This window comes from Porifericola rhodea, from assembly GCF_030506305.1.
Lineage (GTDB): Bacteria > Bacteroidota > Bacteroidia > Cytophagales > Cyclobacteriaceae > Catalinimonas > Catalinimonas rhodea.
Genome location: NZ_CP119421.1, coordinates 102,719 through 127,402 on the forward strand (window position 1 = coordinate 102,719; position 24,684 = coordinate 127,402).

Here is a 24,684-nt window from a genome sequence, read left to right on the forward strand (position 1 = left end):
TTCGTTTTAAGTGAAAGAGTATGGCCCTTTAGTTGACATCCCAGAATATGGGTGAATCCAGTGCCGGTGGTGGAGAGGGCGCATTGGCATTGGTGTTCAGCTCCGTGATAGAGTAAGGTAGACGCAACGGAAAGGGTGCCGCAGGGGCTAAGCTTGCAGGTAAATCTGCCGGATAGCCGGTTCTTCTCAAATCCGTAAAAACTTCCATACCATTGCCAAACTGTGCGTAGTACTTCTCTTTAATGATCACATTGAGCTTAAGATCATCTGAAGAGGCATCTGCATATTCCTGAAGGCGGTCAGCTACATAGGCATCTACCGCTTCATCATCCATCGCTTCCGCATCTTCATCTAAGGCCAGTCCCAGCCTTTCTACTTTATCCATAGATGCTCTTATCCCTTCTTCCAGATATTCTTCTACCGATGCCCCCTCGCTAACCCCTGTTAACATAAGCTTGGCTTCTGCCAGCATAAAAGCCCGCATGGCATTAGTTAGGTAGGGCAATACTCCTGCGCCCTGCCCTCCATCGCCCTGGCCAGCGCCAGAACGTGTGTTATTATCATACTCACCACCTACTGGGTATACACCGAAAGTGGCCCTTAGCTCATCATCACCGGGTAGCCCCGAAGGGTCGCCATGATCTCTGCCTATGTAGCCTTCACCCGCCTCCCCTAGGTCGGTAGTACTCAAAAGACCATACACGCAGTCGGTACGGCTGCTACAGGGCGTGGTCTCAAAATCCAGCTCATCATCTGTACCCTGGCGGTAAATATAGAACGGCAGGCGGGGGTCCTCTTTTTTGATCAGATTATACATAAAGTAATTGCTCATGTAGTAATCTTTATCACCATCTACATATTCTATCTGGTAAAGGGGGTGGCGGTTATTAGGAGTTAGAGTGCTACCGAAAGTAAATTCATAGTCATCACTATTGTCATTGATGAGCTGGTTAGCCGCTATGAGTGCATTTATACCCGAACTGGCCCGGCTGGCATCTACCAGACGAAGGTTGAGAAATATACGTAGCTTCAGGGTATTGGCAGTCGTTTTCCATTTGTCCAGATCTCCGGCATATATCAGGTCTCCTTCTACATTAAGAGAAGACTCTTTATCCATGTCTGCAATCGCCTCATCCAGTAAGAGCAGCAATTCGTCGTAAATGGTGGCGGCAGTTGTAAACTCAGGAGACAGGGTTTCTTCTCCATTGAGAGCGTTTGTAAATGGCAAATCTCCCCATAGGTCTACCATGACCAGGTAAGTATGGGCCTTCATCACTTTAGCAATACCTACGAAGTTCCAGGCTTCCAACTCTGTTCCCTGCTCTATAATTTCCTGTGTTTCTTTCAGGGAATTAGCGAAGAGCGCATCATAATCATTAGAATAAGTGGTAGGGTCCTGCGTGTACTGACTTTCGGAAAGGTCGTACATCTGCCGGGTAAATACCATAGTGTTTTTGTTGATATCTCTACCCATACGGAAGCCTTTAGAGGTTTGGGCTCCGGGCAGTATCAGGCTTAGCGTACCTTCCTGTGGGTTATTGGGGTCTTCATTGATGTTTAGCCAATCTTCTCCACAGGCAGTAAATACTAAGGTAGCCAGTGTATATATGATAATTTTTCTTGTTGTTTTCATGGTGCTATGGATTAGAAAGTTAAGCGAAGATTAACACCAAAACGTCGGGTGGTAGGGATCACGCCAAAGTCTATCCCCTGGGCATTACCTGAGCCATCTGACTCCGCGCCAAGGTTTTGCACATTTCCTGCACCGAGGGAGTTAGTTTCAGGATCAAAGTTGAGGCTATTGGGGAAGTTGTAAGCTTCGTACCACAGATTACGTCCCGTAAGCGCAATACTTGCCGAACCAAAGGGGGTAACCTCCAGCAAACTTTCAGGAAGCTGATAAGAAAGAGTTACTTCCCGCAGCCTTATTGTAGAAGCATCAAACACCAGAAACTCATCGGGGCCTGCACTTCCAAAAGTATTGATGAAGAACCAGTCGTTTACTGTAAGCTGAGTGCCATTAGGGATAACCTGCCCATTCTCGTCGGTGATGGCCTGCTGTGTACTCGGGCTGCCTAACACACCAGGTATTACGAGTGTAACTTCTCTCCCTCTGGGGTTATTGGTAATTGTTTCGGTGGTTAAGCCGCGGCCAAATACCTGTGAGTAAGTATCTGAATACATATCTCCACCTTTGCGCCAGTCTATCAACACATCTAACGAAAGTCCTTTCCAGCTTAGCGTATTGGTTACTCCCAGAGTAAAATCCGGGTTGGGGTCACCAATAATTTCAAACTCTGACTTTTCAATCAGTTTTCCGGTATTTGGGTCTACCAACAGTTGGCCGTCAGTATGGCGAGCGGCAACTGAGCCCAGTATCTGCCCGTAGGCTTCGCCTTCACGATGCACTATACGGACGGAGTTGCCATAGCCTCCCACAAAAATTTCGGTGAGTCCATTGCCAATCTTATCTACGGTATTTCTGTTTCTGGAGAAAGCAGAGTAAATATTCCAGACAATGCCACTGGATGTACGAATAGGCGTAAGATCAAGCCCCAGTTCTATACCCGTATTGCTTACCTGCCCAATGTTGGCGATAGCATTCCAGTAGCCGCTAGAGGGAGCCACATCTATGGGTACTATCTGGTCTTTGGTCCAGCGATCGTAATAGGTGAAGTCAATGCCAATTCTATCGTTAAACAACCTGAGCTCAGTACCTACTTCAAACTCAGTAGTAAACTCTGGCCTTAGATCTGCATTGCCTATAGTATTGCTAAGCCCCTGCACATTGTTGTTATTGACCGGAAAATCAAAAGACGCGATGTTGTTTCCCAGGCCTGAGTTAGTCAGGAAAACCGTTTGGGTAAGATACGCATTCAGGTCGTTACCTGAATTGGCAATACCAGCTCTCACTTTGGCAAAGTTGAGGATATTAGACTCCATACCCAGGGCGTCGGTTAGTACAAAGGAACCGCTTACGCCCGGATAAAAGAAGCTGCGCTCATCTTTAGGCAAACCAGAGTGCCAATCGTTACGGCCGACAAGGTTCAGAAAAGCATAATCTTTATATGACAAGCCAACATCAGCGAAAACTGCCTGATAGCGTACCCTGGAAAAGTCTCCTCCATTAGGGATCACAGTCTGTAAGTTGTCCATATCATCAATACCCCTCACAATAATGCCCGTACCCTGAAACGACTGCCGTTCAATAGTTCTTTGGTTGGCATTATGACCGGCAATTACTTTTAGCCCGATGTCTGGGCTTAGGTCTTTGTTTACAGTCAGCAGCAGGTTACCATCAATTTCTGAACGGGCAATATCGTCTGAGGTCATCAGGCCGCTGGGCCAGATGCCACTACCTGCAGGAATAACATTGAGGCGCCTGTCGGTATAAGCATTAAAACCAGCCTGGTACTGAACTGTAAGCCACTCAAACAGGTCGTAGCCTACCGATATTTTTCCATAGTATCGATCTACCTGGGAAGTATGGGGGGCATACCTGGCCAGCCAGTAAGGGTTGTCATTGTCTGGACGATAAAAAGCGCTATTGCCCTCCGCATCTTCTATAGGAAAACCTGCCACATTTACGTTGGGAGGAGTAAACAGCAAGCGCTCAGTTACGCTGGTACCGGCAGTACCCAGACCTGTAATGGGCGGCGAGCTTAGGTCAGTGTTGACATAGCTGATGCTACCGTTTATAAAAATACCGTTTTCCAATGTGGCATTACCACCAACATTTACGCTGGTACGTGTCACTTCATTATTGGGCACTATACCTTCGTTGGTTGTGCGTGAAGCTCCGGCGGTAAAGTTAGCTTTTTCATTACCTGCAGAAACCGTAACTGCATTTTCAAACACATAGCCCTCTCTAAAAAAGGCTTTTGGCGTATTATAAGCCTGCAAAGGGATGGTAGCATTTACCAGCTCAGGAAAACGCGTTGGGTAGCGGTCGTAAGGGTGAGCGACTAGCGGCCTTCCCTGATCGTCAAAACCGAGGATCAGCTCTGCATTCAAGGGGTTTTGCCAGGCAGGATGGTCAGTATCAAAAGGGGCTCCCCAGGTACCGAAATTAGTATCTACATACTTAAAATTATTACCCTGGGTATATCTAAACTGATAGTCAGGAAGGTTAGATACCTGCTCTACCGTATATGAGCCACTGTAAGCTACCTCCAGGCCCTTGCGTGTACCTTTGCGTCCTGCTTTTGTCGTAATAACGATTACCCCATTGGCCGCACGAGAGCCGTACAGTGCAGAGGCTGCTGCTCCCTTGAGGACGGTCATAGACTCTATATTGTTGGGATCCAGATCAAACGAGCGGTTAGAAGAGGTGGTACCTCCCTGGGCGAAGCTACCTGTCTGAAAGGTAGAGTTATCAAAGGGTACCCCATCTACTACAAACAAAGGTTGGTTGTTGCCGAGCAGCGAGGAGTTACCACGAATGGTAATGTTGGTACCTGCTGCTACTGCTCCCCCTGCTCCTATGATATTAACACCTGGCACTTTGCCCTGCAAAGCTCTGACTGGATCGGGTTCAGCTTTTTGGGCTATCTTTTCTCCATCCAGATTGGAAACTGCATAACCCAAAGCGCGCTTCTCCCGCTCAATATTTACAGCAGTCACTACTACTTCTGAAAGCTGCCTGGCATCAGAATTTAAAGTAATATCTACGGTACTTCTACCATTAACTTCTACATCCTGAGAGATATAACCTATAAATGAGAAAGCAAGTACATTTTCTCCTTCGGGCACACTAATGCGATAATTGCCATCAATGTCAGTGACTGTACCTATGGTGGTGCCTTTTACAATGATATTTACTCCGGGCAGAGGGTTACCATCTTCGGCAGAAGTCACTTTACCGGATACAGAGGTTTGTGCCTGTAGCGACAAAGCACAACAGGCCAGCAAAACCAGCGGTATCATCATTTTGTAGAATTTTACATTCATATACTATTGAGTTTGTGGTGAAAAAAGCCATTGAGGATAATGAGTTCAGGAAGTAAGAGGGGTTGGGCTCCACATAGCACATTCAGGATTTTTGAATAATGGACTTCAAGATTTTACAAATCTTACGAAATAATATAGCCTTGCCCATACCCCATTTTTAGGGTTTTTTGGGCGTCTGTGTGAGAAGTATATTTTATAAGTTAAAAAACTACTTTACTCACCTATCTCATTGACTGTCAATAACTTTACAATAATATTCTGGGTGTAATTTTTGGGCTGATGGGTGAAACCTGAGAAGTTGAATTTTTATGAAGAATGTTGACTTTATGAGCGCATATGAGACATAGCGGAGCCTAATTATAGCTGATTCTCCTTCTATTACTCCCCCAATTAAGGTTATATGCTTTTCGTCTAATTTTGCTATGCATTTTACAAGCTTAGCTTAGTTTTGCATCTGCCATACAGAACAAAGGACCACTCACGGCTTTTGGGGTAGAGCACTTTGCATTCTTCTAACCCATTAAGGGTGACAAAAGCCTTCTAAAATTACCTTCAGCAGCCATTTTGTTGTTAAACCTCCCCCCTACAAGGGTAGAGCGTTCCCGACAAATTCCCCTAATTCGTAGCGATAGCTTAGCAGCCATGACTCCAGTAATTTGTTCATCAAAACCCTGTAGTTATGAATACAGCAATATTAACCCCACTGAAGTGCTGGATTCTACTTTGGCTAAGCACCACAATTGTCAGCTTAAGTAGTGCATCCCCACCGGAATTACACTCCAAAATATTTAAGATACGATCAGGAAAGAGCTATACGGAAATTCCTTTTCAGCTAATTGATAACCTCATTGTAGTTACTGTAAAGGTGAATGATCAAAGGGAACTTAACTTTCTGATGGATACAGGAACGGCTTCGCCAGTAATTCTTCACCGACGCTACATCAAAGGACTCAACTTACCTTTGGGGCGCGAAATCAACTTTCAGGGAGCCGGAAGAGGCAAGGCAGTAAAAGCTACAGTAATCAACCAGATGAGTTTACAAATAGCGGGCGCCTATGCCGCGCAATTAGGAGCAGTGGTACTTCAACAGAATGTACTGAGCCACATAAAGCTGAAAGGTGTCACTATTCATGGCGTTCTGGGTGCATCTCTTTTCCGCAGCTTTGCTGTAGAGATAGACTATCCGGCACGTAAACTTCGCCTCTATGACAATTACAGCTACGACAATGACAAAATCTATGATGCCTACCCCCTAAAGATTGTCATGAGCAGACCCATACTTGAGACTGAGGTAGAATGGGATGATGGTATTCATAAACTAAGACTGATGCTAGACACCGGCTTTAATGACAAGCTACTCATTTATGCTCAGGCTTCTTTTAGTAGCTTAGGTCCTAAATTTGAAACACTTGGGTATGGCTATAGCGGAAAAATTATGGGTACTGTCAGCTCTGTACCAAGCTTACGCTTTGGCAATCAAATGATAACCGAAATTCCTACATTCTTCCCCTCTTACCAGGCTTACAAAGCAGATGAGACTACCACCTCTTACAGGGATGGAATTATCGGCAATGCATTACTCAAAGACTACTGTATTGTACTAGACTACGCACAAAGAAGGTTATTAATACGCAAACCACTCCGCGAAAGCCCTATGATGGTGGTTGATAAGGGGCTTTCTAAAGGGCTAAGCATACTGGCTGACGAGTTGTGAACTACCGGCGCTTAGATAAGTCTGTCTCTAAGCGCTTTTTCTATAGCATCTGCCTTACTGTTTACCTGCAGCTTGGTATATATGTTTTTGATGTGCGACTTAATGGTTTCTTTATGAACAAAAAGCTCGTCAGCGATTACCGTATAACTTTTGCCTTTGGCTAGCAGTTCCAGTACTTCTGTTTCGCGAGCAGTAAGTGGAGAGTCCGTATTTTTTTGGAATGATTGTACAACCATTCGGGCAATCTGACTGCTCATAGGCGCACCACCCTTCTGTACTTCGGCAATAGCATCCAGTAATTTGTTGTGCCCGGCATTTTTGGTAATGTAGCCAGAGGCACCGGCACAAAGTGCCTGAAAAACAAGCTCACTGTTAGCATGCACAGTAATCACGATAATATTTACCTCAGGCAGCAGTTTTTTAATACGCCGGGTGCCTTCTACACCATGCATACCGGGTAGCTCCAAATCCATCAGGATTACCTCGGGGCGGTCTTTTTTCAGGTTTTTCAGGGCGTCTTCGCAATTATCATAAGTGCTAACTACCTGATGTTCGCTAACACTATCAATAAGTAAGGCAAAGCCATCCCTCACCACTTCATTATCTTCTACTATGGTGATTCTATTTTTCTGCTCAGTCATAATACTTGGTAGTCCTACAGCTTTAACGTAATAGAGGGCTATTTAGCCTCCAGGTTCACTAACCCAAACTGGGTGATTTTCTTCTTTAAAACGACTGTTGTCCCCTCGTTTTTCTCAGATTGTATGTCAAAAGAGCTTTTTATTTTAGCAGCTCTGTCCCGCATGTTATTGATACCTCTGAAGCTTTTTTGCTTCTCTTTAAGGGAGAAGCCCTGCCCATTGTCTTTTATCTGTATACAAAAAGACTGACGATCTGCATAAAAGCTCATGCTTACACAGTCTGCTTTCGCATACTTAAGCGCATTGGTAAAAGCTTCTTTAAAAATAAGTACTAACTGACGACTCCAACCTGATGGAAGTTTAAGGGAGACCTCCGACGCATCCAGGCTTTCTTCCTGATCAAAACTGGCATAGAAGTTTGTGCCGGTATTGTCAAAAAGCTCCTCGGCAAAATCTTTAAGATTAAAGTATACTTCTCTTAAATTATCATTTTTAGGGTCAATTGCCCAAATAAAATCACGGGTTCCGCTAAAAAGATTTTTGGCAGCCACATCTATTTTATTCAGTAGAGACTCCACTCCATTATCCTGATAGCCCAGCTTGTTTTGAATGATCTGGGAGAGCACCGAAATACTCGCCAGGTTATTACCCATTTCATCATGAAAATCCTGTGCTACCTTTTTGCGCACCTTTTCTATTTCTTTGGAAAGTTCTACCTTATCGGTTACGTCGCGGCTAGACGAAATAAAGTTGCGTAGCTCGCCATTTTCATCAAAGATCGGCTTCAGAAAGGTCTCGTACCAGCGATAGCCGCCACTCCCTGCTTTAAAGCGTACTATCAGTCCTTTGCTGGCACGCTCACGTATAACTTCTTCACGTAGCTTCAGATAGCCTTTTATGTCATCGTCATGCAGATAGTCCAGAGAGGATTTGCCAACAAGGTCTGAGGGCGCATGACCTGCCACCTCATGAATACGAGGGGAAGCATAAAAATATTTAAGGTCTAAAGACTGTAGTGTAATGATATCCTGGGTGTTCTCAATCAAAAACTTATAGCGGTCTTCACTAGCCTTTAGTGCAAACTCAGCTTTTTTTCGCTGGTCAATATCTACCAGACTGCCATTAGTGCCTATAATTTCTCCATTTTCATTATACTCTATTCTAACGGAGACCTTAGCCCAGAACTTATCTCCATCTTTGCGCATCATGCGCAGCTCACCTTCAAAAAAAGGCATTTCACGAGCTATAATTGATTCAAAAACTTTGATATAGCGGTTAATCTCGTGGGCAGACTCAAAGAGAAAGCAGGTAAAGTGCTTACCTATAGACTCGGTAGAAGCATAGCCCATATACTCTTGCCAACGGTCGTTGAGGAAAGTAAGCTCCCCTTTAGTGTTAGTTTTAAAAATGATTTCTCGCAAATTATTTAACAACTGCCGATACTCTCTTTCGCGCTGAGCAAGTTTCTCCTGATCCAGCTTGCGTAGCTCAAATTCAACTTCAAATTTTTTGTTACTGAGCTCTAACTCGGCAGTGCGCTCACTCACTCTTTTTTCCAGAGAGCTGTTCAGCGCCTGTATTTCGCGAGTTCTACCTTTGACTTCAAACTCCAACTGTAGACGCTGCTCTCGCTCTCTTCGCAGGTTCCAGAAAATATACAGACGAATGAGCATTGCTACCAGAAAGAAACACAGCAGATAAAACCACCAGGTCTGCCAATAAGGTGGAGCAATAGAAAAAGCATAAGCTACCGGTACCTCAGACCACACCCCATCAGGGCTACGGGCCTTTACCTTAAAGGTATACTCTCCGGGGGGCAAATTAGGATACACAGCTTCGGTACGTGTAGTTACCGGGGACCACTCTTCTTCGTAACCTTCCAGCATAAAGCTGTACATTACCTGCGCAGGTTTACTAAGGCTAATGGCTTTAAACGCAAACATCAGGTGGTTATGCTGCTGAGGCAACTCCAGTGCCTGGGGGATATTGTACCATCTGCTTACGGAATCGGTAAACCTGTTCCAGTCGGTATCCTCATAAAAAAGGCGTACTGCCCTCAGGTGCGGTATTACCTGCTTCTGGCTCTTCTCTTCCTGCTGCAGATGAAAGCGGTACATACCATTGACAGTACCAAACCACACACTACCATCTTCTTCCTTCAGAATAGCATTGGCATTAGCTTCTACCCCCAAAAAACCATCATCTTTATCGTAATGCCTAACGCTCTCCAGGCTGCCATCATCGTAGAAGAACAGACGAAAAACACCTTTTTGCGACCCCAGTAGCAGGCTACCATCATTCGCGAAAATCATAGAGTAGATCAGGCAGTTAGGGATATCATATATTTTGTTGAGGTGTTGTAGTTCCTGGCTTTCAGGCTTATAGCGAAATAGCTGCCCGTTTACCGTAGCAATCCACAGGTGGCCAGAGGGGTCTTCATCCAGGGCGATTATATGCCCCTGCTCAAGTTGGTCTGCTGTGAGTAGTAGCCGGGCTGTATTGTTTGCTATGGTATAAATGTTTTTGCTACAGGCAAACAGGTAAGTGCTATCCTTCCAGTTTCGCATATGCATAATATAGGCTGAGAAGGGCTGGCCGTCTTCATCATAAATTCTGTGGAACTGACCATTTTCTCGGTACACTGGTCCGGCTTTGGTAGCAAACCAGATACGCTGGTCAGGTGCCCTGAACATAGTGTATACATTGGAAGAAGGTAGTCCATCTTGAGTGCTGTAGTGTACGAAGCTCTGACCATTGTAATAATTAAGCCCATAGAAGGTAGCTATCCACATACCACCATGCCTGTCTTCCTGAATGCTGGACACGAAGTTGTTGCTTAGACCATTCTCTACATCAAAATGGCTCAGCTTCTGCCCCTTTAATACATCTACCCCACCTCCATATGAGCCAAACCAGTAGTGCCCCCTGCTATCTTTGGTTACAGCCATAAAGGTCTTGCCCTTTAGCCCCTCCTCATGTCTTAGCTTGGTAAAAAGCCTGCCTTTAAACTTATAAAACCCATCCCCAAAAGAGCCAAACCACAAATTACCTTCACTATCTTTGTGAATTTTTCTGATAAGAGAACCTTCAAAAGCAATGCTTTTACGATCCAGTTCCATACGATGAGGATCAAAGCAGTAAGTACCACTGGAGGTGCCTACCCATATCATTCCTTCATGGTCCTGAGTGATGTCAAAGGTTTTCTCGGTATCGGACAGCTGATCAAAAAGATGTTCTACTTTTCTGGTTTTGATGTTGTATTTGATTACCCCCTTATGCATGCTCGCCAGCCATAAGTTTTGTTCATCATCAAAAAACAAGTCAGCAAAATGGTAGCGGGTAGAGAATGTAGTATCTACTATTTGCAGTTTATCCTCCTCAATGGTAAATAGCCCACCATAATAGGTAGTACACCAGGGCCTTCCCTCTGCATCGTAGCTTATGGCGGTAATATAGTCTTCGGTCAGTTGGTTTTGTAAGAGAATGCTATCACCCGTAAAGGTAGCCAGAAACTGTTCTGCAACTATTAAGCGGGTCTGCTGTCTCTGATCCCGAAAAATATGAGTAATTGGTAAAGTAAGACCTGCGCTGTCTGTCACATAATAGTTGTGAAAACGGGCACCATCAAAAACGGACAGCCCCTGATGGGTAGCTATCAGTATTGAATCTCCCAGTTGCGCAATATCCCGAACATCATTGCCAGCAAGCCCATCCTGAACACCATAGTTGATAAATTCCTGCCCATCAAAAATACTTACTCCTCCTGATGTGCCTACCCATAAATTTCCATACTGATCCTGATGGAAACTATGTACCGAGGACTGTATCAGGCCATCTTCAACCTCGTACTGAGAGAAGCTGTAGCTTTGTGACCAAGCTCTTATGCTGATGAAGCAAAAATAAAGAAGTAATAGGTACCTCATAAGCAGCTATAGAAAAGCGAATAATGTACTAAGATATGGATTCCTGCGTTAGCTGCCATTCTGAAAAGGGCATATGCTGCTTCTATGCCCCCAAAATAAGCTTTTTAGGCCAAATTTCCCCCATTTGGGGTGAGTGATTTTAACCGGAAGGTGTTAAGCTAAAATGCTCCCTGGCATTAAGTTTCTTACTAATGGTTAGTTTATGAGCCAAACTATTTTTCTACAACATGCCAATCCTATTCGCCAGCAACTTCTGTAGGGAGATTCCCCAAATCTACCAAACAGACGCAAAACAGCGCTACTTTCAGCGATAGGAATGTTTGTCTTCATTATTATCTCTCTTTATCAGCTCGGAATTATCCAAAAGACGCCCAATTTGCCAGGGAAATTTTTAGACTCAAAAAAGGACAATAGCTCCAAATACGTCTACATTATGGGATTACCTGACGGACCAATCTGCTTAGTACATTATGGTTTAAACATAGTATTTGCTTCTGCAGGAGGCACAAAAAAGCCTGGCAGGCACACTATTTTTGACTTGCTGCCAGGCGGCATTATTATTAGCACAGTAGGTGGCAATATCAATATATATGCGCAGCATGATTTTTAAGCAGCAAAAGGTCTGTATATACTGTTTTGTCGGCTTTACTACATGTAGCGATGCTCTTTCCCTGCCCCCCTTCTTAAAGCCAGTTTAAAACATAGTTGGAAGAAGTTGAGCAATTAAGGCTATACCGATGAAGAGACCTGCCAGGCAGTAGACCAGCATGACTGAAAGTTGAAGCCTCCGGTGAGGGCATCAATATCAAGTACTTCTCCACAAAAAAACAGATTAGGATAAGACTTTGCTTCCATTTTTTTGAGGTCAACCTCCGAAAGTGCAACGCCTCCGCAGGTCACAAACTCTTCTTTAAAAGTGCTTTTTCCTTTTACATCAAAAGTAGCCTGGGTAAGCTCTACACATAGTTTGTTCAACTGCTTTTTGGGTAGCTCAGCAAATGGCATTTCAGGCTGTATTTCCAGGTACTTTAGAAGCCTTTCCCAATAACGATTGGGCACAGCCTCCAGACTAAAATTCTTGACCATACGTTTAGGGTGCTCTGCCTTATAGCGGTCCAGATATGCCCTAAACTGATCAAAATTGTAGTCGGGCAGAAAATTGATCTGTACGCTAAACCGATATTTTTGCTCTTCCATCCACCGGGCACCCCAGGCTGATAGCTTGAGTACTGCCGAACCGCTCAGTCCCCAGTGCGTGATCAAAAGCGGCCCCTGATCTTCCAGTTTGGTTCCACTTACCCTGGCACTCACCTCAGAGAAGCTCATACCGGAGAGTCCTTCCAGTCGCGGGTCCTGTATGTTGAAAGTAAACAGAGAAGGTACTGCTCTTTCTACCAGAAGCCCGAGTGCACCCAGCTTTTTCCAGACCGACGCAGCCGAGCCGGTAGCAATTACCAGTACATCAGCAAATAATGACTCATTCTGTGTAGTATGCACCGTCCAACCCTCTTTGCTTTGTTCAAAAGTACTTAGTCCACAATTTGTTTTTAGTTGTACTCGCGACTGTTGTGCCGCCTGCATAAAACAATCAATGATAGTTTGAGAATTGTTACTGCGAGGAAACATTCGCAGGTCTTCCTCAGTATGGGTAGCTACACCATGAGCATCCAGCCAGTCTACCATATCTTTTGTGGTAAAACTTTTAAAGAGCCGATGTAGCTTTTTTTGGCCACGAGGATAAAACTTTACCAGCTCAGAAGCCTGATGGCGAGCGTTGGTTACATTGCACCTTCCCCCTCCGGAGATTTTTACTTTGCTAAGGACTTTGCTGCTTTTTTCCAGTAGGCTAACCTGATAGTCAGGGTGCTTTTCGGCAATATTAATGGCAGCGAAAAAGCCAGCAGCCCCTCCCCCACACACGATTACTTTTTTACTCAAAACTTAATGTTTACTACTTAGCTGCAAAGGTAGGTTCAAAATTGTATTCCTGAAAATGACTACTGCTTTTCAGTTACGATCATAAAACTGATCGCTATTGTCCTGAGGAATATATTCGCCCCGCAGAAATTTGTGAACACGAGTTACTCTTAATTCGTGCGCCTGGGGTTTCTTTTTGATGTGATGACCATCCGGTCGCCTAATCATGGCTACCAGTGAGATGTATTCTTCTTCGTTGAGCTCAGAAAAAGTTTTGTCAAAGTAAACATGTGCGGCCTCTTCAAAACCTTTGATGCTACGTCCTTTATAGCTCCCCAAATAAACTTCATTGATGAAAAGGAGCATCTGAGTATCTTTAGGTACTAGTGGGTCAAAAGCAAAGCGGGTAATGAGCATAAGCTTGACTTTATCCCACCCCCTCTTAAACTCATCAAAATAATAGAATTTGCAGAGGCCCTGCGCCAATGTAGTTTTTCCTGCACCAGGGGTTTGCAGGTCTATACCTTTGTGCTCATAAAAATTAGGATCCTGTACAGAGAGCAGTATGGCCATCTGTCGTTCAGAAAAGTCAGCAAGCTGCAATTTGATACGTTCAGAATCCAGCACCTTCTGTACGATACGAGGTGTTTCATCTCTTGCCTTAAGTACTATAACGGTATAGTACGTAAACAGCAATACCAGAAATAATGCTGTAACAAATACAGCTCTTCTAAACAATCGCATTTCGGTTAGGTTAGCTCTAGAAAAGTTAGCAAAAGATTCATACTTATGCTTCACTATAGAGCAAAAATTCTCTCTTCTTTCTCGCAAAACACCTACATTTTATTATGCAAATTAAAGCTATAGGATACCATAAACAAATTATATAACTATGAAAAGCTATGACACATTACAGGAAGCCATCAAAGGACTGAAGGAAGATGGTTTTGCCCACGACTTCAACCTGGAAAAAGACAAAATTTACTGCAAGAACCTTAATATGTTCTACAAACCCAAAGAGTTTGAGGTGGTAGAAACCTATCGCTTTGAGGGCATGACGAATCCCGACGATAATGAGGTGCTTTACGCTATCGTAACCAGCGTGGGCGACAAAGGTATTTTGGTAGATGCCTACGGAACTTATGCGGAGAGCATTTCCCCAGAGATGCTGGAAAAGCTCAGGTTTAAGTACGAATAGTTCGGAACCCAAGGTCTCTGTAATCTGAATAAAGTAAAAGCCAATTCATAGAACTTACCTATAGTGGATTTATGTGTACAAATTCTTATTTTAAATGGTGGGGAGTCTCTCGCTTTAGACTTATACCTGTAATTCTCCATAATTTGTAACAACCTAAACCCTATGGAAGCCCTTATTGAATATTTCACCAATGTCCCTACCTCATTTCGCGCCTCACTACTCATTGGCGGCATTGTATTCTTCTGGATACTGGAAGGTGTGCTCCCACTATACCGTTTCCAATACCAAAAGGTAAAACATGCCGGCATCAATCTCTTTTTTACACTAACTACTATGATTATTGGGTTTGGGCTGGCAGGTGCTCTATTGTGGGCAGCAGACTATAGCTCATCGCAACAAATAGGCCTTTTACATATATGGCAGTTGCCTCTCTGGGCTCAGGTAGTTTTGGGAATATTGTTGCTAGACTTAATAGGAGCTTACTTTATTCACTGGCTGGAGCATAAGGTCAGGTGGATGTGGAAGTTTCATCTGATACACCATAGCGATACTACAGTAGATGTAACTACTGGCCTACGTCATCACCCCGGCGAAACAGTATTTCGGATTGCGTTCACTATTCTCGCAGTACTCGTTATTGGTGCACCTATCGGAATAGTGATGCTCTACCAAAGCCTGTCGGTGCTCTTCGCTCACCTTACCCATGCTAACGTAAATATGCCTAAAGGTGTAGACCGGGCTTTGTCATATGTCTTTATTACACCTAATATGCATAAAGTGCACCACCACTATAAGCAGCCGCTTACCGACTCTAACTACGGTAATATCTTTGCCTTCTGGGATAAAATGTTCGGAACTTTTAGACAGGTTGAAGACAGCAAAACTCTTACCTACGGCATAGATACCCACATGAAGGCAGAAGAAAACGACAGGCTTGGCAATCTGTTAGGCATTCCCTTTCAGCCCTATCGGAAAGCAGAAGAGTTGGAAGCAGAACAAATTTTTGAGGTTGAGCATCAACCGACTACTCAAGTTAATAGCTTATAAAATTAGCAAAGCAAACTCATTAGAAGCCTGCTTTGCTTTACATATTTATTTTGATGCTTGTGCTAGCTCTTCGTATTGCGACCACCATTGCTGATACATACTATCTAGCTCATGAACAATTTCAGGATAGGTTTCAGCCATATTATTCGTTTCGGTAGGGTCGTTCTCGATATGATAAAGGTCCCACTCCCGATCCAACCCCTGCTTTACTAGTTTCCACTCATTCCATCGCATAGCCCGCCCCCTGCTCCACTGCCAGTAAATAGGAGCCTTTCGTTCAATAGTTTGTCCTGCCAGTGCTGGCAGCAGACTTTGTCCTCTCATGGGAGTTATCTGCTCACCTTGATAGCTTGCCGGATATTCGGCCTGGGCTACATCCACCAGGGTAGCCATAAAATCTACCAGATGTCCGGGCTGATCAGAAAAGCTTCCAGACTCTATTTGCTCCGGCCAGTAAGCAATAAAAGGAGTGTTAATGCCGCCCTCATAGCTATAGTTTTTGTAATAACGAAAGGGCGTATTGCTCACATTTGCCCAGTTTTCACCCAAAGATACCCAACGAGCCATTGTTCCTATTTCCGCCTCATCATCATCCGACTGAAGGTTTACTACTTCTGCTGAAGCTCCATTGTCCGACACAAAGAAGATGATCGTATTTTTATCCAGTTCATGCGCTCGGAGCCTGCTCAGCAATCTGCCAATATTCTGGTCCATGCGATCAATCATAGCAGCATAAACTTCCATTTTTCTGCTTTCTTCCTTTTTCTCCTCTTCACTTAAACTACTCCAGGCATCAAAGCTGGGTTGTGACAAGGTATGTCTATCGCTGATCAGGCCCAGCTCCTGCTGCTTTTGGTATCTCTTTTTTCTTATAGCTTCATAGCCCTCATCATATTTACCCTCATACTTTTTGATGTCTTCCGGCCAGGCCATCAGAGGATCATGCGGAGCAGTATAAGCCAGGTATAGAAAAAAGGGTTGTTGCTGGTCTTTAGCCTCATCCAGATAAGTAAGTGCATAATTGGTAAAGTAATCTGTGGTGTAAAAGTCCTGAGCTTCCGGGGTGTAAGGCTGATACATAGCACTATCAATACACCAGGCACGATCGTTTCTTTTCTGAGCGGGTGCTGGCTCACCTTCACGCTGCAAACCAGGGTTAAAATGATTACAGGCACCATCCTTCAGGCCATAGTAATGATGAAAACCTCGCTCATAAGGGTTTTCTTTACCATGATGTTTGCCCGACCAGTAAGTACGGTAGCCAGCCTCCTGCAAAACCTCGCCCAGAGTTACCGCATTACTTATCTTGTTAGTATGTGTTTTACTGTAACCGCAATCTTGCGCGTATACGCCAGTAAGCAAGCTAGCCCTTGATGGAAAACATTTAGAAGTATTGTAGAAGCTGGTAAAACGCATACCGTTTTGCGCCAGGGAGTCCAGATGAGGGGTATGCACTTCGCTGCCGTAGCAGCCCAGGTCTGACCACCCGAGGTCATCCGCACTGATCAGGATGATATTAGGGCGCTCTTCCTCCTGAGCAATACTTTTTTCGGAGGAGGGGCTGCACGCAAACAAAAGAAAGCTGGAGAAGAGACCGAAGACAATCTCTTTAGGAAAATAATTCATTAGGTTGTTGGCTGTATGTGAGTAATTCATTGTAAAGGCTACAACATCCATTTGTTGCGGCCTTTACTAAACTACTTAATTTTCAGAGATTTTTTAAATGAACAGCGCCATCTCCTGCCAAAATCTGTCGCTAGGCCAAGCTGATAGACTCCCCATCGGCAGGAATATACACCTTAGAAACCAGTCCCTCCTGCTCTAGTCTTTGTTTTAGCTGCTGACGGCTGGTAGGGCAATGGTTAAGCGCTTCCAGGTGGTTTGCCAGCACCTGATGAGGAGCATCTCTTACAAAACGGACAATATCTTCTACTGTCATTAGTAGTGGCTTAAACACATCCAGCCGGGCACTGCCACAGGCCACTACGCTAAGCTTGGGCTGATAGTCGCTTAGCACTTTTTTGACTGCTTCGGTATAGATAGTATCGGCACTCAGGTAAAGGCTGGGTTGTTCCGGTAGTTCCAGATAGTAGCCCATCACATTGCCCATGGGCTTCGCAATAAAACCATACCCATGCCTGGCAGGTATACCTTCTATCTTACCTCCCAGAAAGTCCGATTTCTTCCAGTAATCTATGGTCTGCACCACATGCAACCCTTTTTTACGAAGGGCACTTTCATCTTTTACACTACAGTAAACAGGAATCTGCCTCTCCCGTAGAAACTGCTCACCTTCTGCATCCAGATGATCTGGGTGGAGGTGGGTAATCAGGCAGTGAGTTACCCGATTTAGCAAAGGGCGCGCACCTTCAGGAAAAGGAACAATAGGGTTCTTTTGTGCTTTGAAGCGAAAAAAAGTAAAAGTAGGCATGCTTCCCTTTGGCCCCAGCATAGGGTCTATCAGTATCTGATGTTTTCCCGCATCCAGGAGCATGCTCGCATTTCTGAAATGATGTATTCTCATAAGCTTTTGCTTTTGATAATTTTCTAAACCACAAAGCAAAGCCAGCGCAGGAGTATTTCCATTGATCCAGATCAAGAAATCCGCTTGCGGATACGGCTAAGAGTTTCGGGAGTAATGCCTAAATAAGAAGCAATATGATACTGGGGAAGCTCCTGCAACCAATGTGCTTTATAGATCAGCAGTTCCCGATACAGCTCTTCCGGCTCTTTTGTCATACGGTTGTACTCAAAAAGCTCTTTGGTACGCAACAACCTTTGAAAGGTGAGAGTGATAAAGTTACGTCCGCAGCTGTACTTCTCCATCAGTTCACCAAAACGGTCATTACCCAGCTCCAATACTTCTATATCCGTCAGGCTTTCCTGGTTCTTTTGGGTAGGAACCTGATTGATAAATGACGAAAAATCGGTAATAAACTGTGGGCGGGTATAAAAGTTGATGTTCGTTTCTTTTCTACTGCCTGCGTAATAGTCTCTTACCACGCCTTCGTTCAGAAAACGCAACTTTTGGTCGTACGCACCTTGCGACAGCAGAATGCTATGCTTAGGTATGTGTTTAAGCTCAAATGAAGCGATTAGTTCACTTACCCCCTCGTGGTTGAGCGGATAATCCGTATCAAAAAATTGCTGAATTTTATCTGTTGTAGCCATTTCCAGTATCTCTCCACTATAAGTTTCGCCTATTACCTCAGTCGTTTGAACCTACAAAATAGTCTGGCCAAGGTAAACAACAGGCTTGAGTGAAGAGTAATGATAAGATAAAATTTTTCTAATGCCTATGCAAAGCAAGCGGTGAACGCTCTCCCATACATCAGTTACTGAGCTAAGCTATTGCACACGGATCCCAATTTTGCCCATTACCCTACCCGACACATAATACCGAAAGGCTTCTCTGAGCTGGTGTAGTGGGTACACACGATCAATTACTGGTTTTACAACACCTGCCTCATATAGCACATTCATGTATTCTAAGTCCTGTGCTTTTGGTTTGTGCATGAGCAGCCTGATCTTTTTGCTACCTTGCCAGGAGATCCACTGGCCCAGGCTAAAAGCTTGTAGAATAGTATTGCTGGCACCTCCTACCAACACAAATATTCCTTTTGCTTTTAAAGCAGCAGCATAGGCCCGCATATGTTTATTTGCTACAGGGTCTAAAATAAGGTCGTAGGGTTTGCCTATACGGCAGTAGTCAAGGTGTTCACCATCCATGACCATATCCGCACCCAGCCGACGGGCCAGGTTCAGTTTAGCACCATTATCTACAGCGATTACCTCTACCTCATAATACCTGGCAAGCTGCACAGCAAAGGTACCTACACCTCCACCGGCGCCATTAATAAGTACCTGCTGCCCTGCTTTAATCTCTCCAAAGTCTCGTAAACCCTGTAGGGCAAGCACTCCGGCTTGCGGAATAGCCGCCGCTTCTTCAAAGCTCATTACTTTAGACTTAAGAGCCAGCAGGCTTGCATCGGCACACACGTATTCAGCGAAGCCGCCCCAATGGTAGGAAGAAAGATCACCGTAGACCTCATCTCCGGGGCTAAAGCTTTTCACCTGACTCCCTACTGCCTCTACCCTGCCTGCTACATCCGCACCCAAAACTTTATGCCCCGGCTTAAAGAGTCCATCCATACGCACTATAAATGGGGAGCCTCTGAGTAAGTCCCAGTCCCAGGAGTTAATAGATGTGGCATGCACCCTTATGAGTACTTCGTGAGCTTTAGGCTGAGGCTGCTCTACCTTCCTTAGTTCTAGCGCCTCTATTCCCTTATACTTATCATAACACATGGCTTGCATGTAGCTTCTACTGTTAGCTATGGTAGGAAGTGTCTGTTCTGCCGTTTTCATAAGGCATGGGGTTTATAGGTGGTATAATACATGATGCTGAGCCAGGAGGATAGGCTCAGGCATGAGCAGTTTCAGCGATTTACCAGATCAGAGCTTGAAAATGTAATGAGAGGACACACTGATTTTGTCCCTAATTATGGCAAAGACAATTCAGGGCAGCATAAGTTACAGGCAAATGACACTATTTTTTTATGAAATACGCATGGGGCTAAAGTTAATGGACTGGCAGTTCAGGTATATTTACGCTGAAGAAAGCAGGCAACTTCCTTTTCCAGCTTTTCCCATTGCCCTTTATAGAAAAAAAACAAAAAGGCATCCAGATATATGCTGATGAACAGGAACAAAGCAGAATCTGCCAGGCTAGGTATACTGGCGTTGATATTGATTTCGTTGCGATAAACAGATACCTGTACGCCTACAAAGATTGACTTCCGCACCATCACTTCTTTCTTAGCCAAGCTCGTAAGATAATAGTTGTACTCCTGAGAGAACTCTTTTCTTAGCACTTCTATGAGTTGGGGATATGTTGGTAGTTTCCTGCTCGCTGCTATCCGCATAGTTTTCTTATTTTATAGAAGGTGGGTTAAGACAAGCTCACCAACACCAGGGCAGTGAGCTTGCTTCATAGGCTTATTTTTACTTGGTGGTAGGCCCACCCATTTTGGTGAAGACACTATCTTTAGGCTCCCACAGTTCAATCTTATTGCCTTCGGGGTCCATGAGGTGAACAAACTTACCGTAATCATATTCAACTATATCATCTACCACATTTACGCCTTCTTCTTTTAACTTTGCTACCAGCGCTTCTATATTTTGCACTCTGTAGTTTATCATAAACTCTTTCTCAGAAGGATCAAAATAGTCGGTAGTTTCCTCAAAGGCGCTCCATTGTAAATAGTTGATCTCATCTGGCCGATGGGCATTTCTAAACTCAAAGGAGGAACCGTAGTCTGTCATGGCCAAGCCCAGATGCTGTGCATACCACGCTCTCGTAGAACTGGGGTCTTTAGACCGGAAGAAGATTCCGCCAATTCCTGTTACTTTTGGCTCATTGTTTTCCATAGCTAATACTGTTTGTGGGTAGTGTATTATAAATTGAGGTAATAAAATAAAAAACGGAGTGGCTAAAGTGGCCTACATATTTTGGTTTGATACAAAAAAACAGCTCATCAGAACAGCATAGCTTTTAAAAGTTACGACAATTCTGTTATGTAGCCTTGCCCTGTTTCATTTTTTTTATGCCTGCTTTTATAGGCTTGTTGCCCGTATTTACTCTTTTGCACTGCTCCTCAATACTATATCCGGTTGCCCCGAGTGTAAAGCAATAGTGCATAGTACATGGACCTTACATCCCGATGATAAAGTAATGCTCCTTATTACTTCGTCCTTACGTCCCGAAGGCTTATAGCTATTGAAATGTTAATGAGTCAGGCTTACTTTTAGAAAAGTTGCAATGATATATATTCCGGCAGCCTGCCCAAACTTTATATCAGCTCTGATTTGTTGTACCTACCTACCGATTTTTTGCTTATCAGTACCGCATTATAGTGGGCACTCTTGTCTTTGCCTACAAGCAGGTGTGCTTTGCCTGGTGTAGACTTATCCTGCTTTTTGCTGATGTGCAGGCCCCTGATGAATGGCTAGCGTTGTCTCTTGCTAATAACAAGAACTGGATAAGAGATAAGGTCAATTAGTCGCTTTTGAAGCTACCAAAGATAAGTAGAGGCATAGCTTTAGCCTTACCGCAGGGCCATAGAGTAATGCAGCGGTCTGTATATAAGGCTTTTGAGTAGAGAAATAATAAGCCGGTTCTCTGAATTTTATGTTTGCAAGCATCACAGTACCATAAATCAGCGGATGACAAAAGCCTACTATCAGCTTATTTTAAACCTATAGGTTTAAATAAGTATCCATTTGCAAGTAGCTGTATACTATTAAAAAGAGTAGCTCATGCAGATCAATAGCTGACTAGAGCTACTCTTTAAAGTTTGGGGTTACATACTAATGTTTGCGGTGTCCAGGTTCCCAAATCAGGCGTACGAAGGAGCTCATCCTCTCGTTCTCTCTGAAGATAGGAATGCCCCCTACTATGCCAATCATCAGGTTATCCATGATCGCCAATCGCATTTGTGGTCTGATTGTCATATCAAAATCATGCTCACGAAAAGTTTTGTTAAACTCTATTCCTATAAAGTTTCTGCTATGGCTAATCATGTAATGGACACTGGTGTTAAGATCGTAGCTAAACAGCATTTTATCTTCATGAAAATGATCTGTAATCTGTGGCCCCGTATAGATTAGAGAGTGAAAATTAGTACCCCAGCGTTTAGCTACTACTAAAAAGGGATTGTACTTATTACCTGTCAGGAGGGGCCTGGCAAAACTCCTGAAGTCTGAAAGCTCAAACTCATGGATATAGCCCAAGGCCATAGAGGTTGCCCATTCTTTTTTGACCAGAAAAGTCCATTGAGCCGCCACTTTCAAACTCTCCAGCCGGTTGGCATCTATAGAATCTCTTGGCGTGCCCCGTAGCGATGAATGAAAGCTAAAAGGCAGCTCTACTTCCAGTCCCAGGCGGTCTATCGGAGCAAATTCGTACTCTACCAAAGCTTCATAGCTGTCGTAGCGAAGGTTATCGGTTAGCCCCAAACCTATATTCCACTCTTTTTCTCCTTTTCGGGCACCCAGATCCCGAATCAGGTCAATGTAGAGAGGTTCGGCGTGCAAAACTTTATCTGGTAGCAGCTCGGCCTGTTCCTGCGGGGCTAGAGAAAGGCTATCGCTCGCCAGCATTTCAGACTGGGCATACAAAGTCTGATATAATGCCAATGCCACCATTAGCAATATTATTCTAATATTCATGATGATTTATTTATGGTAAATAAAAAAACAGGCTTACTTCTTATGAGGGCGTAAGCATAGTGTGGATAAACAAATCAGATTCGTGGTGGGGGAATGAGTATCTGATAGAAACCACGGCTGGGCAGATTGCTTAGGTCTTTGAACTTAAGCTCTGCGGCATGCCAGGGCTTTAGAGACATGGGGGCTGTCTCCTGAAAATATAAAAAATCCAGAAAGCTGTGCTTCTTCAGGTTATGATCTTCCGCATCGTGCTCATCATATTCTGCTATAGCTTCTTCGTAACCCAGCACTTTCTCAACTATCAGCTCTATAACACTTTCCTGATCATTGATGCTGAGGTCTTCAGGCAGATGACGGGGCTTGAGGTCGGTGGTATCTACACAAAGGTTGAACATATAAAGTGCCAGGGCGGCACTCATAAGTCTCAGGTATTTGCTTTGTCGTATCAGGCTAAGCATCACACAATACTAATCGTATTTGCAGACAAAAATAATATGTGTGTTAAAAAAAATTATTCCTGTACCGGTACGGCTTCTATGCTAATATCCTTGTGAAGGACTTTGGCCAGAGGGTCCAGATGGCGCCGTGTTGCCCAGAGTTCCAGCTTCATATTATCGGCCTGCCCGGCCAGCTGTATCTCCAGCTTGCCCTTGCTTAGTTTGCAATGCAACTGTTTAACTAATTGGTTCTTGGTACGATCCAGACTTACTGCTACCCGCAATATGCCAGATAGCACTTTTACGGTATGGCGCTGCTCTTTGCTAAGGCGCCTGAACTTTTTATGCTTCTTTTTAGGCTCTGCCTTCCGATGGTAGCGTGCCACCTGACTGATCAGCAGTATTTCTTCATCGTTGAAGCCTCTGAGTCCGGCATGGGCAATGATATAACGAGAGTGCTTATGGTAACGCTCAAAACGTATGTACTGACCTACACTGTGCAGCAGGGCAGCATATTCCAGGATGTCCTGCTCAAAGTCTCCCAGCTTATGTATTTTTTTTGTTTGCCTAAAGAGCTGTAAGGCCAGATAGGCCACATGGTTTTTCTGCTCCCAGTCTACATTAAACTGATGAGCCAGCTGGAAGGCGCTCCTGTGTCGGAGGTCCGGGGCTTCAGGAAACTCGCTGATAGCCTGCGCATGGTGGTCCAGATAGTCCAGTATCAGGCCTTCGCGCAGCGAAGCATCGCATAGAGTAATCTCTTTGGCATCAGCCATTTGCAAGAGTTGTACCAGAAGCACACCACCCAGATGTATAGCATCTGCCCTTTTATCTCCTATCCCATTGACCGCAGCACGCTTCTCTACGTTCATTTTAAGCAGCTGTTTGGTCAGGCTTTCCAGGTCTTCTCTTTTAACCACCTCCGCATTGACGGATTTCATAGGCTTGCCACCGGCTGCAATATGTGCTGCCTCGCCTAATGTACGTATGGTCCCTGAAGTTCCTATGATACGGCTAAAGCCCAGTTCTTTGGCTTCGGCAATAATCTGCCTGGCTACAAAACGAATATGAGCCTCCAGAACTCCCAGGGCTTCTCCTCCTACTTTATCTTCACCATTAAACATATCCAGCAGACGCAGCACGCCTAGCTTCATGCTCTTGCCCATAAGTATATCCTGCTCGTTCCCTACTGTGATCTCGGTGCTTCCTCCTCCGATATCTATCACCATAGCGTTTTTACCCTTGAGGGCAATCTCATTGCGTACTGCTTTAAAGATTAGCCGGGCTTCCTTGCTTCCGGAGATTGTTTCGGGAGAGATTCCGGTAGCACTTACCAGTTCGTGCAGGAATTCCCCTCCATTATGTGCCTCTCTGATGGCACTGGTGGCAGCGGTAATTATCTCATCAGCCCCTCTCTGGTCGGCCAGCTGCACATATCGCTTAATAGTTTCCAGTCCCTGCTGAAAGGCTCGCTCACTGAGACGATTAGTCGCAAACACTCCTACTCCCAACTTTACCATTTCCTTTTCGCGGTCAATGATCTGAATGTTATGATTGTGGCTCACCTTGGCGATTACCATATGGATGGAGTTGGTACCAATATCTATAGCGGCTATTTTCATAGAAG

20 protein-coding genes are annotated in these 24,684 nt (G+C 44.4%); 5 read left to right on the forward strand and 15 right to left on the reverse strand.

Annotation, left to right across the window (positions count from 1 at the left end; all coding sequences use genetic code 11):
• Window positions 1–28 precede the first annotated feature (28 nt).
• Both PZB74_RS00470 and PZB74_RS00475 read right to left on the reverse strand, forming a co-directional pair.
• Window positions 29–1,633, reverse strand: a complete 1,605-nt coding sequence (locus PZB74_RS00470; protein WP_302239873.1) for a SusD/RagB family nutrient-binding outer membrane lipoprotein — start codon at window positions 1,631–1,633, stop codon at window positions 29–31.
• A gap of 11 nt (window positions 1,634–1,644) precedes the next feature.
• Window positions 1,645–4,950 (reverse strand): SusC/RagA family TonB-linked outer membrane protein, encoded by a 3,306-nt coding sequence (locus PZB74_RS00475; RefSeq protein WP_302239875.1) that lies wholly within the window; start codon window positions 4,948–4,950, stop codon window positions 1,645–1,647.
• Between the two features lie 679 nt (window positions 4,951–5,629).
• On the opposite strand from PZB74_RS00475, the gene PZB74_RS00480 reads away from it, so the two are divergent.
• Window positions 5,630–6,664, forward strand: a complete 1,035-nt coding sequence (locus PZB74_RS00480) for an aspartyl protease family protein (RefSeq protein ID WP_302239876.1) — start codon at window positions 5,630–5,632, stop codon at window positions 6,662–6,664.
• An 11-nt stretch (window positions 6,665–6,675) separates the two neighbouring features.
• Here the strand turns inward: PZB74_RS00480 and PZB74_RS00485 are convergent, their stop codons facing one another.
• Window positions 6,676–7,305 carry a response regulator transcription factor gene (locus PZB74_RS00485; protein WP_302239877.1) on the reverse strand — a complete coding sequence of 210 codons (630 nt, stop codon included), beginning with the start codon at window positions 7,303–7,305 and terminating at the stop codon, window positions 6,676–6,678.
• A gap of 38 nt (window positions 7,306–7,343) precedes the next feature.
• Window positions 7,344–11,228, reverse strand: a complete 3,885-nt coding sequence (locus PZB74_RS00490; protein ID WP_302239879.1) for a two-component regulator propeller domain-containing protein — start codon at window positions 11,226–11,228, stop codon at window positions 7,344–7,346.
• A 316-nt stretch (window positions 11,229–11,544) separates the two neighbouring features.
• On the opposite strand from PZB74_RS00490, the gene PZB74_RS00495 reads away from it, so the two are divergent.
• Window positions 11,545–11,838, forward strand: a complete 294-nt coding sequence (locus PZB74_RS00495) for a hypothetical protein (protein WP_302239880.1) — start codon at window positions 11,545–11,547, stop codon at window positions 11,836–11,838.
• A 119-nt stretch (window positions 11,839–11,957) separates the two neighbouring features.
• Here PZB74_RS00495 and PZB74_RS00500 read toward each other — a convergent pair whose 3' ends face one another.
• Both PZB74_RS00500 and PZB74_RS00505 read right to left on the reverse strand, forming a co-directional pair.
• Entirely contained in the window at window positions 11,958–13,166 is a 1,209-nt protein-coding gene (locus tag PZB74_RS00500; protein WP_302239881.1) for a BaiN/RdsA family NAD(P)/FAD-dependent oxidoreductase, read from the reverse strand.
• Window positions 13,167–13,235: 69 nt separating this feature from the next.
• Window positions 13,236–13,889: a transglycosylase domain-containing protein gene (locus PZB74_RS00505; RefSeq protein WP_302239882.1), complete on the reverse strand. Its 654-nt coding sequence runs from the start codon at window positions 13,887–13,889 to the stop codon at window positions 13,236–13,238.
• Between the two features lie 148 nt (window positions 13,890–14,037).
• On the opposite strand from PZB74_RS00505, the gene PZB74_RS00510 reads away from it, so the two are divergent.
• Both PZB74_RS00510 and PZB74_RS00515 read left to right on the forward strand, forming a co-directional pair.
• On the forward strand, window positions 14,038–14,343 hold the full coding sequence (locus tag PZB74_RS00510; protein WP_302239885.1) for a phosphoribosylpyrophosphate synthetase: 306 nt from the start codon (window positions 14,038–14,040) through the stop codon (window positions 14,341–14,343).
• A 162-nt stretch (window positions 14,344–14,505) separates the two neighbouring features.
• Window positions 14,506–15,390 carry a sterol desaturase family protein gene (locus PZB74_RS00515; protein ID WP_302239887.1) on the forward strand — a complete coding sequence of 295 codons (885 nt, stop codon included), beginning with the start codon at window positions 14,506–14,508 and terminating at the stop codon, window positions 15,388–15,390.
• Between the two features lie 45 nt (window positions 15,391–15,435).
• Here PZB74_RS00515 and PZB74_RS00520 read toward each other — a convergent pair whose 3' ends face one another.
• The 4 genes from PZB74_RS00520 to PZB74_RS00535 form a co-directional block, all read right to left on the reverse strand.
• Window positions 15,436–17,016: an arylsulfatase gene (locus PZB74_RS00520; protein ID WP_302239889.1), complete on the reverse strand. Its 1,581-nt coding sequence runs from the start codon at window positions 17,014–17,016 to the stop codon at window positions 15,436–15,438.
• A gap of 130 nt (window positions 17,017–17,146) precedes the next feature.
• Window positions 17,147–17,914 (reverse strand): MBL fold metallo-hydrolase, encoded by a 768-nt coding sequence (locus PZB74_RS00525; protein WP_302239890.1) that lies wholly within the window; start codon window positions 17,912–17,914, stop codon window positions 17,147–17,149.
• A 71-nt stretch (window positions 17,915–17,985) separates the two neighbouring features.
• The gene (locus PZB74_RS00530) at window positions 17,986–18,561 is read right to left on the reverse strand and encodes a Crp/Fnr family transcriptional regulator (protein WP_302239892.1); all 576 of its coding nucleotides are present in this window, start codon (window positions 18,559–18,561) and stop codon (window positions 17,986–17,988) included.
• Window positions 18,562–18,738: 177 nt separating this feature from the next.
• Entirely contained in the window at window positions 18,739–19,758 is a 1,020-nt protein-coding gene (locus tag PZB74_RS00535; RefSeq protein ID WP_302239894.1) for an NAD(P)-dependent alcohol dehydrogenase, read from the reverse strand.
• A 30-nt stretch (window positions 19,759–19,788) separates the two neighbouring features.
• Between PZB74_RS00535 and PZB74_RS00540 the strand changes: the two genes are divergently transcribed.
• Window positions 19,789–19,953, forward strand: a complete 165-nt coding sequence (locus tag PZB74_RS00540; RefSeq protein ID WP_302239895.1) for a hypothetical protein — start codon at window positions 19,789–19,791, stop codon at window positions 19,951–19,953.
• 35 nt (window positions 19,954–19,988) lie between these two features.
• Here PZB74_RS00540 and PZB74_RS00545 read toward each other — a convergent pair whose 3' ends face one another.
• The 5 genes from PZB74_RS00545 to PZB74_RS00565 all read right to left on the reverse strand — a co-directional run bounded on the left by PZB74_RS00545 (window position 19,989) and on the right by PZB74_RS00565 (window position 24,679).
• Complete coding sequence (locus PZB74_RS00545; RefSeq protein WP_302239896.1) at window positions 19,989–20,315, reverse strand: hypothetical protein; 327 nt, start codon at window positions 20,313–20,315, stop codon at window positions 19,989–19,991.
• Window positions 20,316–20,394: 79 nt separating this feature from the next.
• Window positions 20,395–20,820, reverse strand: a complete 426-nt coding sequence (locus tag PZB74_RS00550) for a VOC family protein (protein ID WP_302239898.1) — start codon at window positions 20,818–20,820, stop codon at window positions 20,395–20,397.
• A gap of 939 nt (window positions 20,821–21,759) precedes the next feature.
• The gene (locus tag PZB74_RS00555; protein WP_302239900.1) at window positions 21,760–22,620 is read right to left on the reverse strand and encodes an HAEPLYID family protein; all 861 of its coding nucleotides are present in this window, start codon (window positions 22,618–22,620) and stop codon (window positions 21,760–21,762) included.
• A 74-nt stretch (window positions 22,621–22,694) separates the two neighbouring features.
• Window positions 22,695–23,078, reverse strand: a complete 384-nt coding sequence (locus PZB74_RS00560; protein WP_302239901.1) for a hypothetical protein — start codon at window positions 23,076–23,078, stop codon at window positions 22,695–22,697.
• 53 nt (window positions 23,079–23,131) lie between these two features.
• The gene (locus tag PZB74_RS00565) at window positions 23,132–24,679 is read right to left on the reverse strand and encodes a Ppx/GppA phosphatase family protein (protein WP_302239902.1); all 1,548 of its coding nucleotides are present in this window, start codon (window positions 24,677–24,679) and stop codon (window positions 23,132–23,134) included.
• Window positions 24,680–24,684 lie beyond the last annotated feature (5 nt).